This is a genomic window from Paenibacillus solani, from assembly GCF_050475945.1.
GTDB lineage: Bacteria > Bacillota > Bacilli > Paenibacillales > Paenibacillaceae > Paenibacillus_AQ > Paenibacillus_AQ solani_A.
Genome location: NZ_JBCMXJ010000011.1, coordinates 27,066 through 41,409, shown reverse-complemented (window position 1 = coordinate 41,409; position 14,344 = coordinate 27,066). Strand labels below are relative to the sequence as shown.

Below are 14,344 nucleotides of genomic sequence, written 5' to 3'. Positions count from 1 at the left end.
CGGGGACGCTTTCTAGCTTGCACAGCCACATTTATCACTTCCTCTAATTAATGCCGATCCCGTTCAGAATCGCGGTGGCTCACCGATACGGCTTCCGTTTCGCTGGCACCCAGCATTTTGCCAAGGTATTCCGCAATCGCCACAGAGCGGTGTTTCCCACCGGTACAGCCAATGCCAATAATGACCTGACTCTTGCCTTCCTTCCGATATTGCGGGATCAAGAAATGCAGCATATCGAGCAGTTTGGTCAGAAAAGCCTGAGTCTCCGGCCATTTCATCACATATTCATATACATCACTGTCTTGGCCTGTATTGGGCCGCAGCTGCTCAACATAGTGCGGATTAGGCAGAAAGCGTACATCAAATACCAGATCCGCATCAATCGGGATTCCATATTTAAATCCGAAGGATGTAATATTCACCGACAGCGTACTGGTCTCCAAATGCGTGAAGCGTGAAATAATCTTCTCCTTCAAGCGCACAGGCTTCATGTTAGTGGTATCGATCACCTGGGTAGCTGAATTCTTCAGCTCCTCCAGCATTTTCCGCTCCAAGCGGATTCCATCAAGCGGCATGCCTTCCGGAGCGAGCGGATGACGGCGGCGGCTCTCCTTGTAGCGCTGAACGAGCACGGAATCCGTCGCATCCAGAAACAGAATTTCGCAATGGATCGTGAAATGATCCTTAATATAATTCAGCGACTCGGATAACGCGGTAAAAAATTCGCGGCCACGCAGGTCGATGACCAATGCAACCTTGCCGATCTTCCCCTTGGATTGATCGATCAGCTCCGCGAATTTGGGAATAAGTACCGGGGGCAGGTTATCCACGCAAAAGAATCCAAGATCCTCCAGACTTTGTACGGCCAAGGTCTTTCCTGCTCCCGACATCCCGGTAATGATGATCAGGGTGGCCATGGATGATGTGTTGCTGCCTCGATCGGCTGCTTCCAGCATCAGCTTTCCCTCCCTTTAAAAGTTTAGATCAGACGAAGTAAAATGAATAATGATTACGAACGCAAATGCAGTCCGGCAGCACCTACGACGCCAGCATCGTTGCCGAGCTCAGCCGGTACGATGCGTACGCCCCGCTGAAGCGGTTCTGGTGTTAGCTTCGCAAACACGGTGCGGATTTCATCGAACAGAATATCGCCTGCTTTGGATACACCACCGCCAACGATAAAGGTTTCCGGATTCAGTACAGCTGCAACAGCTGCCATCGATTTGCCCAAATAATAGGCAGCACGATTCACGATGCGAATGGCAACCTCATCACCAGCTTTTGCAGCATCAAATACTTCCTTCGCCGCAATATTCTCTACATGCGCGAGGGAAGTGCGGTCTCCACGGCCAACGGCATCCTTCGCCATACGGATAATGCCCGTAGCCGATGATACTGTTTCCAAGCAGCCCATTTCTCCGCAACCACATTGAATCGCTTCCAAATCCGGCACAACCGAGATATGTCCAAGCTCGCCAGCCATGCCGCCGAAACCTTGATAAATCTTGCCGTTAATAATAATTCCGCCGCCCACGCCAGTTCCGAGCGTGTAGCATACGCAATTCTCCACGCCGCGGCCTGCACCGCTCCAGGCTTCGCCCAGCGCAGCGACGTTGGCGTCATTGTCTATTTTGACGGGCTTGCCGAGACGCTCTTCAAGCAATGCGCGAATCGGTACATCCTTAAAGCCTACATTCGGTGCCAAAATGATGATGCCTTCACGAATATTCGTGAAACCGGCAAATCCAGCTCCCACACCCGCAAGTTGATCCCAGCTGTATGGCGATTCCTCTACAATATGACGCACATATTTCTCAATGTTGTCAATAACCGTGTCAACGCCCTTGGCAGTTTCCGTCGGCCCCTCATACTTCTGCAGAAGATGCCCTTCCTCGTTGCAAATCCCAACTTTAATTGCGGTTCCGCCTAGATCGACACCGACGTAGATGTTCTCAGACATGTTTCAAGCCACCTTTTTCCTTCTTATATTATAGATTGCTCCTACTGTACCCACTATAATTCAAGGCCTTGCTCTGGTCAAGAGAAGGCGCCGGGGTACAAAAGCCTTCCCCCATCGTAGCGGAGATCTTTTATTCAGACAATGAAATACGATACGCTGCATCATAATCCATCAGATAACAGGCCTCTATGTTGTTCCTGCAAACTGTAATTCTCTAATTACTAAAAGGCCAACATCCCTTGCCTCCTCCCACATTTATGCTCTCTTTCTCACACATGACAAAAGTCACCTCGAATTGATGACAACCTTTACTAACGGATATTCCTTGGCTTTCGTAAGATGAAGACAGTTAATTTTCGATTAGGAAAGGTGCGATACCATGGCAAAGTCCATTCACGAACCTGTTGCGGAGCTGCGGCAGGTAACCAAGATGTTCGGTAGCAAAAAAGCCGTAAACCAAGTGTCATTTACGATAGAAAAAGGATCAATCACAGCCATCCTCGGACCCAACGGGGCAGGTAAATCAACCGCCATCTCCATGCTGCTCGGTCTGAAGGACGCCAGTGAAGGCGAGGTCCTCCTGTTTGGCCGAAGCCCGCAGGACTTGAAGGTCCGTGAGAAGATCGGAGCCATGCTGCAGGAAGTCAGTGTTATGGATGGACTACGGACACGTGAGATTATCAATTTTATCCGGGGCTATTATCCGAACCCGCTTACACTGGAGGAAATTGCGACCTTAAGCGGACTTACCAATGAAGAACTGAATAAATGGGCGGTCAAAATGTCCGGAGGTCAAAAGCGAAAGCTAAGCTTCGCGCTTGCCATTGCGGGTAATCCTGAGCTCTTGTTCTTCGATGAACCGACGGTTGGTCTGGATACGACGGCACGCAGGCAGTTCTGGAAGACTGTGCGCCAGCTTGCCGATCAGGGGAAAAGCATTCTGTTCACCACGCATTATCTGCAAGAGGCCGATGATATGGCTGACCGCATTCTCCTGTTCCATCAAGGGCAGGTAACGGCAGATGGTACGCCTGAGGAAATCAAGGCGAAGCTGACCCGAAAGTCGATTTCCTTTGTCGTAGATGCAGACCAGCAGCAGGTCAAGGAACTTCTTTATGAAGTACCCGGCGTAACCGATGTGTATGAGCAGGGCGGCCGATTAAATGCAGTAACCGACGATACAGACACGGCGCTGGCAGCCTTGTTCCGGGCTGGACTGGCCGTACACGACGTTCGCATAGATCAAGGAAGCCTGGACGAAGCATTTGACCAATTAACGATGGAACAAGGGGAGGCCGTCTAATCATGTCAACTTGGAAACTGATCACCTTACAATGCAAAATGGAATTGCTCCGGATGGTGCGTAATCCGTATTATATTTTCTGGTCACTGGCCATGCCGATTCTATTCTATTTCATCTTTACCCGAGTCGTGAATACAGGGGCGGACGATGCCGGACAATGGCAAGCTCATTATCTCATGTCGATGGCATCCTTCAGCGTTATGGGCACGGCCATCATGTCGCTCGGTATTCGCCTCGTTCAGGAGCGAGTTCAAGGCTGGGCGGTATACATGCGGGTGACGCCGCTTCCGGGCAGCGTGTATTTCTTCGGAAAAATGTTTGTGCAAACGGTTATGCATCTGCTCTGTATCATCGTCATTTTCGTTGCCGGCTATCTGATTAACGGAGTCTCCCTTACTATCGGACAATGGCTGCTCAGCGGTCTATGGATTCTGATCGCTTCCGTTCCATTCCTTGCGATCGGTACCTTGATCGGGTCCATGAAACGTGTGGATACAGCAAGCGGTGTCAGCAACGGCATCTACTTAGGGCTGGCCATTACGGGCGGGATGTGGTTCCCGATCGAAGCGATGCCTTCCTTCATGCAGTCCATCGGCAAATGGATGCCCTCCTACCATTTTGGCGGGGGTGCCTGGTCAATCGTGCGTGGAGAAGCGCCAGCTTTGAATAATTTCCTTGTTTTAGCGGGATATTTGACAGTATTTATGTTACTATCCACCTATATTCGGAAAAAACAACAAGCCGATTAAGGAGATAGGAAGATAGCTTTATGAAAAAATTGAAAGATGCTAAATCGGCAGGGTTTGAGGTGTTCCCAACGCAATTGGGGATCTTCCCCTATTTATGGCTCATTTATATAGCCCTTCCCATCATCAACATGCTGAGCGAGGAAGGCTTAAAAATGGGGATCGGATTTGCGTTTATTACCCTGTTTCTGGTCACATACCGCCAACTCTATTTCGCCGCAGGTACGAATCGTTTCTTTGTGTGGCTCAGCGTTCAGATGTCCATCATTTTCATTCTGAGCATGTGGTACCACCCATCCTACATCTACATGGGTTTCTTTACTGCCAATTTCATCGGCTGGTATACCGACCGACGTAAATTCACGATATCCCTTGTACTGTTTGCCATTATCGAAGCCATTCCTTTGATCAAAAGCGCAAGCATGCTGGGGTGGAGGGATCTGGCATTTATGAGTCCTTTCATTCTCATCATGCTGTCTTCACCCTTCGCCATCCGCTCGCTGAACCGGCGGCAGCAGCTGGAGAAGGAGCTGGCCCAGGCCAACGAGCAAATACACAATCTGATAAAGGGTGAAGAGCGGATGCGGATCGCCAGGGATCTTCATGACACCTTGGGCCATACCCTGTCCCTCATCACGCTGAAGAGTCAGCTTGTGGAGAAGCTGGCAGCGAAGAATCCCGAGAAGGCCCAACTGGAAGCCCGGGAGATTCAGAACACCTCCCGTGCTGCTTTGCGCCAAGTACGTGAGCTGGTATCGGATATGCGGACCGCCACCTTGCCCGAAGAATTGGTGGAAGCCCAGATCATTCTGGAGAGTGCCGATATCCAGTTTAGCTGCACCGGTAATCCGAAGCTGGAGGGCATATCGGACTTGGCCCACAATATCATAAGCCTTTGCTTACGAGAAGCTGTAACCAATGTGGTCAAGCACAGCCAGGCAAGCCAGTGCCAGATCACCATCGAATCGCTGGAGAACGAATGGCGGTTATCTGTGGCTGACAATGGAATCGGTCTAATCTGCAAGGAAGAAGCGGGTTCCCCTTCAAACAGTAACGGCCTAAAGGGGATGGCGGAGCGGTTATCCTTAATCGGAGGCACTGTCGAAGCCAGATCCGAGCAAGGGACCATACTAAGCATTCATGTCCCGATTATCATCAAGAACCGGAAGGAGGACCCAACCCATGAGCATCAAAGTGCTGATAGCCGAGGACCAGCGCATGCTGCGCGGCGCTCTGGCTTCCTTGCTTGATTTTGAAGACGATATTGATGTGATTGGCCAAGCCGGTGATGGGGACGAAGCGCTATCTCTAATTGCCACTCATCAGCCGGACGTATGCCTGCTCGATATCGAAATGCCGGTGCGCAGCGGCCTTGAGGTAGCAGAGCAAGTGAAGTCGCTTGGCTACGCCAGCCGCATCATCATCCTGACCACGTTTGCCAGACCGGGCTATTTCGAGCGGGCGGTACAGGCGGGGGTCCAGGGATATCTGCTTAAGGACGAGCCCAGTGAGAGGCTGGCGGAAGCTATCCGCCGGGTAATGGACGGGCGCCGCGAAGTCTCTCCTGAGCTCGTATTCGGGACTTTAACCGGGGCAGGTGCTAATCCGCTAACTGAACGTGAACGGGAGGTCCTTCGACTGGCTGCAGAAGGTTGCAGCTCCAATGATATCGCGTCGAAGCTGCATCTATCCTATGGGACTGTCCGCAACTATATGTCCGAAATTCTAAGCAAGCTGAATGCCAAGAATCGGATCGAGGCGATCTCAATGGCGGAAGAGAAGGGCTGGATTTAGGCAGGGACTCCCTTCATGCTGATTCGGCTAAAGCATGCATAATTAAGCAACCCGATATGCATTCAGCTACTTCCATCACAAATACAAAGGCCCCGGACTCAACATACTCGTCTGGGGCCTTTTAAAACCTTTATTACATCATTTCATCAGTTCTTCCTCTATCATCTGCATCATCTCAAATGCGCCACCACTTCCGTTGGAAGCCACCACCAGGGTATGACCTATAGCAGGATAATACGCAGACCTGAAATTCACGCCCGGGTCATAACCCATGACATGGTATTTGGACACTTCCCCGTGCTTCTTGGTGATCCATACGCCAAGCCCATAATGCTGCTCACTATCCGGATCATAAGTATGCAAATCCAGCAGCTGCCCCGTCATAGCTGGACTTAGCAGCGTGTAGCTCAAGAGTGCCTTCCATAACAGGGCCATATCCGGTGCGGTCACAAATGCCCCTCCGTCCGCATAGCCCTGAACCGGAATGGCATATTGATTCGTTCTCCAACCCCCGTCTTCCTCTTCAATATATCCATAGGCTGTATTGTCCGGCAGGCGGTCCAGCGGGAAGTAACCAGAGTTCTGCATGCCGCTTGGCTTGAACACAAACTGCTCCACATAATCTCCAAACCTCATCCCAGTATGCTGTTCAACGATCAAACCAAGCAGTACATAGCCTGCATTGTTATAATGAAATCGCTCGCCAGGCTGAAATTTCATACGTTCATTCTGGAATAGGGGGAGAAAATCCTTTCCACTGCGAAGAGTATACATCGGAAGTGTCTTCCACAGATCCTCAAAGTCATCCATGGTCTCTTCATCAAAATAATCAGGAACACCTGAGCAGTGGCTCAGCAGATGGAGAACTGTAATCTCCGGGCTAAAGTTAGGCAGCGGAACTGCCAGACACTCGCTCAGCTTGCTTCCCAGGGCCAGCTTTCCCTGCTCAATGAGCTGACAGACAGCAATAGCGGTGAACAGCTTGCAGCCTGAAGCAATACCGAATCTGGTGTCTGTTTGATTGTCGATACAGTCAGCTCGATTCGAATAACCATAAGCGGCATTCCATATGATGTTGTTCTGTTGATCTGTTAATAGCACCGTCCCCGAAAACTGACGGCGAGCAGCACAATCCTCAATTTTATGTATACCCATATGATCCCCACCCTTTGTATCAATAGGGATATTTTAACATGGACAGTCCTTGAGGGTCCCGGCACAGAATGATTATAATAAAATCTTTCTTATTCCCAAGATGAAGCTACCGAATCTAGAGAACATAGTGCTAGAAAGGGACTTCAAAGCTGACCAAAGTGCCTTTTCCCGGTTCGCTCTCGATTTGAAGACCCTTTCCATATAACGTAAGCAATCGGGCATGTATATTACGAAGACCTACGCTGGCCGTATCAGTCGCGGCAGATAGCAAGCTGTGAACTTTATCCTCACTCATGCCAACTCCGTTATCCATAATGGAAATGGAGATCTGTCCCTCACGCTCATGAATCGCAATATGAACCGTTCCGCCGGATATCCGCTTCATGACCCCGTGACGCACTGCATTCTCCACGATCGGCTGTATACTTAGCGGCGGTATCAACAATTCCAACGGTGCATGAATATCATATTCAATGGTTAAGCGGTCTTCGAAGCGCGCCTGCTCAAGGAACAAATAGGATCGTACCAAAGTCAGTTCCTTTTGCAGTGTGCCAAGCTGGTCTCTGTTCTGAAAATCAAAGCTTCCGCGCAAATAATGACTTAGCTCGATCAGCAGCTGTGTCGCTTTGTCCGGATCGGTATAGAGCACGGCAAGAATCGTATTCAGTGCATTAAACATAAAATGCGGCTTAATCTGCGCTTGGAGGAATGCCATCTCCGCAGAAATGGTTTGACGAACAGACCGGCGAAGCTCAAGCAAATTTCGAACCCGTGCGCGCAGTTCATCGGCCTCTACAGGCTTTCTCAAGAAGTCATTCGCACCCGCCTGGAGCCCGGTGCGCACGTCATCTGGCAAGCTTCGAGCGGTCAACATGAGTATAGGCAGCTCAAAGAGCGTGTGCTGCTCCCGGACGATCTGACATAGCTGCAATCCAGACATTCCGGGCATCATCCAATCCGTGATGACCAGATCGATCCCCTGCCCTGACCGGATATGCGCAAGCGCCTCGGCTCCGCTGCTTGCAGTGATCAAATTATAATGTTCAGCGGAGAGCAGGCCACGAAGCACCTGCAGATTAACCAGGTCGTCGTCAACCAGAAGCACGGTAGAGCTCTTCGGATTCTGACTCGTTTCATTCTGTCGGGCAGCGTCCTTCTCGATCGCCGCGGCCGCCAAGACTTCTCCAGATGCCGATCCCCCGATGAATCCGACCAGGGATGTCTGAGGCGAAACATCTGTAGAAGGTAATGTAAAGTGGAAGGATGAACCTGCCCCCGGCGTGGACTCTGCCCAGATTTCCCCACCACCCAGCTCGACCAGCTTCTTCGTAATGCTCAGGCCGATGCCTGTACCACCATATTCCCGATAGGATGCATACCCGATCTGATCATAGGGTTTGAAGATGTCGATCAGACGTTCTGCTGGGATACCGATCCCCGTATCCATCACCGAGATTCTCACATATCCGTCCAGTTCATGAGCCGTGATCTGCACTGTACCAGCCTCAGTGAACTTTACCGCATTCCCAAGCAGGTTATACAGGATTTGTCTTAACCGGTCCTCATCCGTCTCCAGCCATGGCAGATATTCTGGCCAGTTTTGTTCCAGCATAAGCGGCTTACTCTTTGTAAGGTGTGTGACTACTTCGAGCACGGATTGAGTCACCGCTTTTAGGTCAACCGGCTGCCGGTTTAGTATGATTTCACCATGGTTCAGCTTGCTAAAATCGAGAATATCGTTGACGAGCATAGATAACCGCTTGCCTGTTGACACAATCATGGACAGTTCCTTGGACTGCTTATCACTTAGAGGGCCTGAGGCTCCATCCCGGAGCGACTGAGCAATATTCACAATGCCATGCAGAGGGGTTCGAAGTTCATGGGATGTATTTGCCATAAAGTCATCCTTCAACCCATCGAGCGTCAGCAATCTCCGGGAGAGCTGCTCTACATCCGTAAAGGCTCTGGAGAAGCGCTTGGCTAGCAGCATCGCCTGCGTTATCACAAACAACAGCATTTCCAGCGGAACAATGGATAAATTATTATATAGTCCCATCAAGTTGAGCACATGAACCGTGATTACCACCATTATACTTAGGATGCCAATCAGCATGATTCCCGTATCTTCCGACCTGCGCCAGATTCCCTGTCCCATCACGATGGTGATATAAACAACGATAAAGATCGAGAACAGATAGACGACCGGTTCCATTTCCGAGAAGATCGCCGTAGGCAGCAAGAGCCCGCTTCCTACAGCGACCAACGTTGCCACATTGCTCAGAATAAGGGCCCAGCGGTGAACAAGCCCCTGAACAGCTACTGCAATATACCGCAGTAAGAAATAATATATGAATGCTGAAGAGATCATCTGAATACGGATGAAGTCCCCATACGGAAGATCAGTCCATACCGTTGACAACAGCTTTTGTCCATGTGTTATCACATAGATCACCGAAGACAGACAGAAGAGCCCCAAATACAATAGCGATCTCTCATTTTGCTGCATCCGAAACAACAGCAAGAAATACATGGCAGGAATGAGGAAGCCCGCCAAGGTCATTAAATCCACGAACACTGATACTTCCCGACTCTTCATAACCGTGTGCATGTCACCAAATAATAGCGGCGAATATATACCTCCTGAAGAATAAACAAAGTTGGTTACCTGCACAATGATCTCCGCTTCATTCCCGTTTACTTGCACGTAACCAACGTATGGAATATTACCCGGCGTGCTCTCCGCTCCTGATAATCCGGGGGAACCGCTGGCGCCTAGTTCATGGCCATTCATATAAATTCGGTTAGATGAGCGAATATTGTCGGTATGAATACCGTAGATACCTTCCTCACCCCTCAATTGAACAACCAATCTATAGGTGCCAACACCCTCAGCCCCCGACTTCCCGCCCTCTTCAATATATCGGTTCCACTTGCCGGGAATCTGGACGATGCTTGTAGGAGTTGGCAGCTTCTCATCGGGTGTTCTTGGTTTAAAGTTCTCAGGAGTTAACAGCTGCCCTCGGTAAAACTCCCATTCTCCATTAAGCTGGACTCCGCCTTCCTCCGAAAAATCCCATGCTGTCAAATCCAATCTTCCTTGAACCGCTTCAGGACTTATATATGGGGTCATGAGGGACCGAACAATAAGCCACACGGGCAGGAGAATAACCAGTGCCAATCCCGCAACCATCACACGCCGCTTCTTATTCATTTCTGGCCTACTTTTCTATATAAAATTAGGAATCTATGAGCCTATCGAATACAGAGTTAAGAATTCCCCCTTTAGTTATTCTATGCAGACATATGAAAAAACCTCCTACTAAATTCTCAAGCATGTGTTTCATTTCAGCAAGTCTTGTTTATTGATTCTCTGAGTGTTCACAACTTTCTTATAGCAATGACGATCAGGAATTCGTGAAAACTCTATGAACACTAAATTCCAAACCAATATATTTTGGAATACAAAAACCGCTTAGGAAAATAGGAATTATGTCATGGTTCTCATTTACCATTGCAGATCAACAAACTCTAATATAAAATAAATGTTAAAGTTTTCCATAAATTAATTCATATTCCTTTACCGCTTCTTTACTCCCACATTCCATTTCAAAATACTTAGCCTCCGTCGAATAGCTCACTCCGAGATGCCAGCTTTTTGTAATCACTCTTCGATGGCCAAACCTATTGTCTCACTCCACGCATAGTCTTTCGCGGAATACACCCGGCTTCTACTTTCTTTCCTGCACTCATGGATACTCCAAACTGAGAATTTCTACACCTTGTTTGACGTGCTTCTATCATTACTTAAAAGTTAATTTAGGTGGTATAAGCTCTGTATGAGTTTATATAGATTTGACCTGAAAGGAGGTGAATAACGAGATATACCGCTGTTCTAGTACGGAATATGGAAAATACTTCGTACATATTTCACCCATTAAAAGGAGGAATTGTGTTAATGTCAACAACACTACGCTTATCTAATTCAGGATTACTGAGAAAGGTTATGGCTGGTGGTTTATTGCTGGCGCTTGCCATTATGGCAATGTTCTTATTTGAGTCGAAGGCATCCGCTCATGGCTACGTGAGCAATCCATCCAGTCGTGCAGATTTATGTGCTAGAGGTATCAATACCAATTGTGGACTCATTATCTACGAACCCTATAGTCTTGAAGCTCTCAAAGGATTCCCTACAGCAGGCCCGGCTGATGGCAAAATTGCAAGCGCTAACGGATTGTTCGCCCCGCTGGATCAGCAATCTGCTACCCGTTGGACAAAAGTAAATATTTCACCTGGTCCAACAACCTTCGACTGGAAGTTAAAAGTTCCGCATGCCACAGCAAGCTGGAAATATTACATTACGAAGCAGGACTGGGATCCTAATGCACCGCTTACACGTGCTTCTTTTGACTTGACGCCTTTCTGCAGCGTACCTTATAAAGGTACCCCGTCCAACACCTATTCCGATACTTGTAATGTGCCGAGCAGAACAGGATATCAAGTCATCCTCGCAGTATGGGAAATTTCCGATACCAATAATGCATTCTATAATGTTATTGACGTCAATTTCTCCGGAAGCGGAAATATCGATACGACCCCGCCAACTGCTCCGACAGGCGTAGCAGCTTCCAATGTAGCCACGACAAGCGCTTCAATTTCATGGAATGCAGCAACGGATAATGTTGGTGTAACGAACTATCGCATTTTTAATGGTGCCACTCAATTAGCTTCTACGACTGGACTTAATTACAATCTAACAGGCTTAACGCCGAATACCCTCTACAATATTACGGTCAAAGCCGTCGATGCTGCAGGGAATCTATCCCCTGCCAGCAACGTCGCTTCATTTACGACCCTAGCTGTAACAGGTCCGGATACGCAAGCGCCGACAGCTCCTACGAGCCTTCATGTCATGGGAACAACGACCTCCACGACGGTTCCTTTGATGTGGAATGCTTCTACGGATAATGTTGGTGTGACAGGTTATCAGGTATTCCAAGGAAATAACCTGATCGCCACCGTTTCTGGCTCCACATTGGAATACCTCGCTACAGGCCTGACGCCTAACACGGCCTATTCCTTTACCGTAAAAGCTGTAGATGCCGCAGGTAATGTATCCACAGCAAGCAATGTTGTCAATGTGACGACACCCGACGCACCGGTAACTTACCCGGCATGGAGTGCAACGACTACCTATAACGGTGGCAACAAGGTAACACATAATGGCGTGAATTACGAAGCTAAATGGTGGACTTTAGGCGAAACACCAGGCAACTCGGATGTATGGAAAGTGATTCCTTAGAATTTCCCTTCTTCTTGGGAGGGTTAAAAAAAGATGACTTCTGAAAATTCAGAAGTCATCTTTTTAATGTACGCTCTATATCTATTTAGCTGTGGTCTCTCTACGATGCATCGCTATTTGTTCTTGTTCTTGGCATGCAACACCAAATTGCCGATTCCGCCAATCACAAACAGCAAGGAGACAACCCCGAACCCCCACTGCCAAGAGCTTCGGTCTGTAATGAATACGACCACCAAAAATGCGATTGCAGCCAAGAAATTAAGCAGCGCAACGATCAAAAATTCCTTTTTCTTCATCATTCATCCTCTACATTCCTACAGAATTAATAACTCCAGTTATGAATACTTGCCGCTTTAGGTGATCATATCATATTTTTGACCAGGAAGTGATGACAGGTGCTGAACTTATGGCACAAAAGTAATCGTCTGCTGCGTCCATGACGCATCATGGAATGCCTTAGCCACTCCATGCTCATCTATCTTGTCTTTTAATACGTATTTCCACTTCACTGATGCCGTCCACTTATCTTCAAATATGAATGGACGCAGTCTGATTTCTTGCTCATTCACCCAGGCTGCCATGATTCTTTCTCCGTCAATTGACATGGCAAAGCCCTCTTTGAACCAAGGGTGCTCGTGATCCTTGGATGCGCCCGGCGCATTCATGGTCACGTAGAGCGAGATGTCATCGCATAGCTGCAGCAGTCCAAACTGGCGGTTGATGGCAGCTTCATCAGGAAATTGAAACTGCGCTCGTAATCTTTTTTGCCGATCTGTCTCCGTATGGTAGAATTCCACTAAAGGCGCCTCTGTCGCATTTTTCATAAATGACGCAAAGTGAAGGCTGCACAGATACCCCGCATAAGGGCTCATGGCTTCAATCTCATCAACGCCCTTGCTGTACATTAACATTTTGGGCTGAACCGGGTAATCCATAAAAGTGTAAGGTTGCCGGCTGCCGTCATTCCAGATCGGCGTATCATCCATCCGCAGCCAGGCACGGTCATGCTCAGTAATAGCCAGCAGTACTTCTTCCAACACAGACGCGTCCAGAAATAAATCTCTCCGAAAACCCTGCGCGATATCGCCGGAGAATCGGCCGTGGTCATCTTGAGTAGTCATAACAAAGGCATCTTCTGTCTCGCGAATGATCATTCGGGTGGTCTCCCTTCCGTTCTGTACTTATCCCAGATAGGCTTTTCGCTTCATCACGGCAATGATGTCTCTGGACTGGCCTTGATGCACGCTCGTATCGAAACATGAGATCAGTTCCCAGCCGTCAATCCCGTAGCTGTTCAACAAATCCTCAAACTCCTCCTCATTAACTTTGCCCCCAAGGAAACCTCCGGTTTTATATTTTAGTGTTTTATATTCCCATTGATCCATAGTCCGCATCCTCCCATCATTGCATTCATAATGACAACAAACCTCAAGAGTTTATATCCTACAAACAAAGCCTCAGTTCGTATCTCCAACATAGCAAACCACAGATTGCGTATCTTGATTCATGAGCGGCTTGGCCAACGAGTGAGGGTATAAACGAATCTGATCCAGCGCCTGCAGATCAACCCATTCTACGCCCACCTGATATTCATCCGGGTTATGTCCCTGAAAGAAATCGCCCTCGCCTACCAAACGGCATTCAAAATAAAACTCGACCTGATGGATGTCGGAATCCCATTCTGCGAATTCATGGTTGGCCCCTATGTATTCACGGACATGCCGTAGATCCAGAACCTCTACCTCACGTCCGATCTCCTCCTGACACTCTCTGACTACGGCCTGTACTAAGGTCTCGCCCTTCTCTTGTCCGCCTCCAGGGAATAGATAAAAGTCCCCCAGATGGTCTACATTCTTCGTCAGAAGAACTTGATGATCCCGCACAATAATCGCCTTGGCCGAATTCCGAATCGGTTTCATGGGAAGTCTCCTTATCGTTACGTTTTTCTTATACTAATGCTATTGTAGCAAAAATAATGGCTCCGTAGGCCGTACCCGCTTATGTAATAGAAGCAAAAATGGATAACAAGCCGGTATACCATGAGCATGCTCAGAGAATACCGGCTTGTATTGTGCTTGAAACTTCGG

Annotated in this window: 13 protein-coding genes; 5 read left to right on the top strand and 8 right to left on the bottom strand. The window is 48.5% G+C overall.

Annotated elements, in window-relative coordinates:
* Positions 1-47 precede the first annotated feature (47 nt).
* Both rapZ and ABEQ74_RS13105 read right to left on the bottom strand, forming a co-directional pair.
* The gene (gene rapZ, locus ABEQ74_RS13110) at positions 48-956 is read right to left on the bottom strand and encodes an RNase adapter RapZ (RefSeq protein ID WP_430122617.1); all 909 of its coding nucleotides are present in this window, start codon (positions 954-956) and stop codon (positions 48-50) included.
* A gap of 53 nt (positions 957-1,009) precedes the next feature.
* Complete coding sequence (locus ABEQ74_RS13105; RefSeq protein ID WP_053490595.1) at positions 1,010-1,960, bottom strand: ROK family glucokinase; 951 nt, start codon at positions 1,958-1,960, stop codon at positions 1,010-1,012.
* Positions 1,961-2,339: 379 nt separating this feature from the next.
* Between ABEQ74_RS13105 and ABEQ74_RS13100 the strand changes: the two genes are divergently transcribed.
* The 4 genes from ABEQ74_RS13100 to ABEQ74_RS13085 are packed head-to-tail and all read left to right on the top strand — an operon-like array spanning position 2,340 to position 5,803.
* Positions 2,340-3,263: an ATP-binding cassette domain-containing protein gene (locus ABEQ74_RS13100; RefSeq protein WP_430122616.1), complete on the top strand. Its 924-nt coding sequence runs from the start codon at positions 2,340-2,342 to the stop codon at positions 3,261-3,263.
* 2 nt (positions 3,264-3,265) lie between these two features.
* Positions 3,266-4,012, top strand: coding sequence for an ABC transporter permease (locus ABEQ74_RS13095; RefSeq protein ID WP_430122615.1), 747 nt, complete (start codon positions 3,266-3,268; stop codon positions 4,010-4,012).
* 20 nt (positions 4,013-4,032) lie between these two features.
* Positions 4,033-5,259 carry a sensor histidine kinase gene (locus tag ABEQ74_RS13090; RefSeq protein ID WP_430122614.1) on the top strand — a complete coding sequence of 409 codons (1,227 nt, stop codon included), beginning with the start codon at positions 4,033-4,035 and terminating at the stop codon, positions 5,257-5,259.
* Entirely contained in the window at positions 5,192-5,803 is a 612-nt protein-coding gene (locus ABEQ74_RS13085) for a response regulator transcription factor (protein WP_430122613.1), read from the top strand. Before ABEQ74_RS13090 ends, ABEQ74_RS13085 begins: the two co-directional genes overlap by 68 nt.
* Positions 5,804-5,941: 138 nt before the next feature.
* On the opposite strand, the gene ABEQ74_RS13080 is transcribed toward ABEQ74_RS13085, so the two are convergent.
* Both ABEQ74_RS13080 and ABEQ74_RS13075 read right to left on the bottom strand, forming a co-directional pair.
* Positions 5,942-6,958: a serine hydrolase domain-containing protein gene (locus ABEQ74_RS13080; RefSeq protein WP_430122612.1), complete on the bottom strand. Its 1,017-nt coding sequence runs from the start codon at positions 6,956-6,958 to the stop codon at positions 5,942-5,944.
* A gap of 130 nt (positions 6,959-7,088) precedes the next feature.
* Positions 7,089-10,169 (bottom strand): hybrid sensor histidine kinase/response regulator, encoded by a 3,081-nt coding sequence (locus tag ABEQ74_RS13075; RefSeq protein ID WP_430122611.1) that lies wholly within the window; start codon positions 10,167-10,169, stop codon positions 7,089-7,091.
* Between the two features lie 744 nt (positions 10,170-10,913).
* Here ABEQ74_RS13075 and ABEQ74_RS13070 point away from each other — a divergent pair.
* A complete protein-coding gene (locus ABEQ74_RS13070; protein ID WP_430122610.1) occupies positions 10,914-12,257 on the top strand; it encodes a lytic polysaccharide monooxygenase in 1,344 nt (447 codons plus the stop codon).
* Positions 12,258-12,370: 113 nt separating this feature from the next.
* Here the strand turns inward: ABEQ74_RS13070 and ABEQ74_RS13065 are convergent, their stop codons facing one another.
* The 4 genes from ABEQ74_RS13065 to ABEQ74_RS13050 all read right to left on the bottom strand — a co-directional run bounded on the left by ABEQ74_RS13065 (position 12,371) and on the right by ABEQ74_RS13050 (position 14,176).
* Positions 12,371-12,553: a hypothetical protein gene (locus ABEQ74_RS13065; protein ID WP_430122609.1), complete on the bottom strand. Its 183-nt coding sequence runs from the start codon at positions 12,551-12,553 to the stop codon at positions 12,371-12,373.
* A gap of 108 nt (positions 12,554-12,661) precedes the next feature.
* Positions 12,662-13,411, bottom strand: coding sequence for a DUF3891 family protein (locus tag ABEQ74_RS13060; protein WP_430122608.1), 750 nt, complete (start codon positions 13,409-13,411; stop codon positions 12,662-12,664).
* A 27-nt stretch (positions 13,412-13,438) separates the two neighbouring features.
* Positions 13,439-13,642 (bottom strand): DUF4177 domain-containing protein, encoded by a 204-nt coding sequence (locus tag ABEQ74_RS13055; protein ID WP_009595662.1) that lies wholly within the window; start codon positions 13,640-13,642, stop codon positions 13,439-13,441.
* Between the two features lie 72 nt (positions 13,643-13,714).
* Complete coding sequence (locus tag ABEQ74_RS13050; protein WP_430122607.1) at positions 13,715-14,176, bottom strand: NUDIX domain-containing protein; 462 nt, start codon at positions 14,174-14,176, stop codon at positions 13,715-13,717.
* Between the last annotated feature and the right edge of the window lie 168 nt (positions 14,177-14,344).

Bases quoted from the DNA above. Each gene is read 5' to 3' on its own strand.
- ABEQ74_RS13075 (WP_430122611.1), bottom strand. From the start codon at position 10,169: ATGAATAAGAAGCGGCGTGTGATGGTTGCGGGATTGGCACTGGTTATT.
- ABEQ74_RS13095 (WP_430122615.1), top strand. From the start codon at position 3,266: ATGTCAACTTGGAAACTGATCACCTTACAATGCAAAATGGAATTGCTC.
- ABEQ74_RS13085 (WP_430122613.1), top strand. From the start codon at position 5,192: ATGAGCATCAAAGTGCTGATAGCCGAGGACCAGCGCATGCTGCGCGGC.
- ABEQ74_RS13100 (WP_430122616.1), top strand. From the start codon at position 2,340: ATGGCAAAGTCCATTCACGAACCTGTTGCGGAGCTGCGGCAGGTAACC.
- rapZ (WP_430122617.1), bottom strand. From the start codon at position 956: ATGCTGGAAGCAGCCGATCGAGGCAGCAACACATCATCCATGGCCACC.
- ABEQ74_RS13065 (WP_430122609.1), bottom strand. From the start codon at position 12,553: ATGAAGAAAAAGGAATTTTTGATCGTTGCGCTGCTTAATTTCTTGGCT.
- ABEQ74_RS13080 (WP_430122612.1), bottom strand. From the start codon at position 6,958: ATGGGTATACATAAAATTGAGGATTGTGCTGCTCGCCGTCAGTTTTCG.
- ABEQ74_RS13090 (WP_430122614.1), top strand. From the start codon at position 4,033: ATGAAAAAATTGAAAGATGCTAAATCGGCAGGGTTTGAGGTGTTCCCA.
- ABEQ74_RS13070 (WP_430122610.1), top strand. From the start codon at position 10,914: ATGTCAACAACACTACGCTTATCTAATTCAGGATTACTGAGAAAGGTT.
- ABEQ74_RS13055 (WP_009595662.1), bottom strand. From the start codon at position 13,642: ATGGATCAATGGGAATATAAAACACTAAAATATAAAACCGGAGGTTTC.
- ABEQ74_RS13050 (WP_430122607.1), bottom strand. From the start codon at position 14,176: ATGAAACCGATTCGGAATTCGGCCAAGGCGATTATTGTGCGGGATCAT.
- ABEQ74_RS13105 (WP_053490595.1), bottom strand. From the start codon at position 1,960: ATGTCTGAGAACATCTACGTCGGTGTCGATCTAGGCGGAACCGCAATT.
- ABEQ74_RS13060 (WP_430122608.1), bottom strand. From the start codon at position 13,411: ATGATCATTCGCGAGACAGAAGATGCCTTTGTTATGACTACTCAAGAT.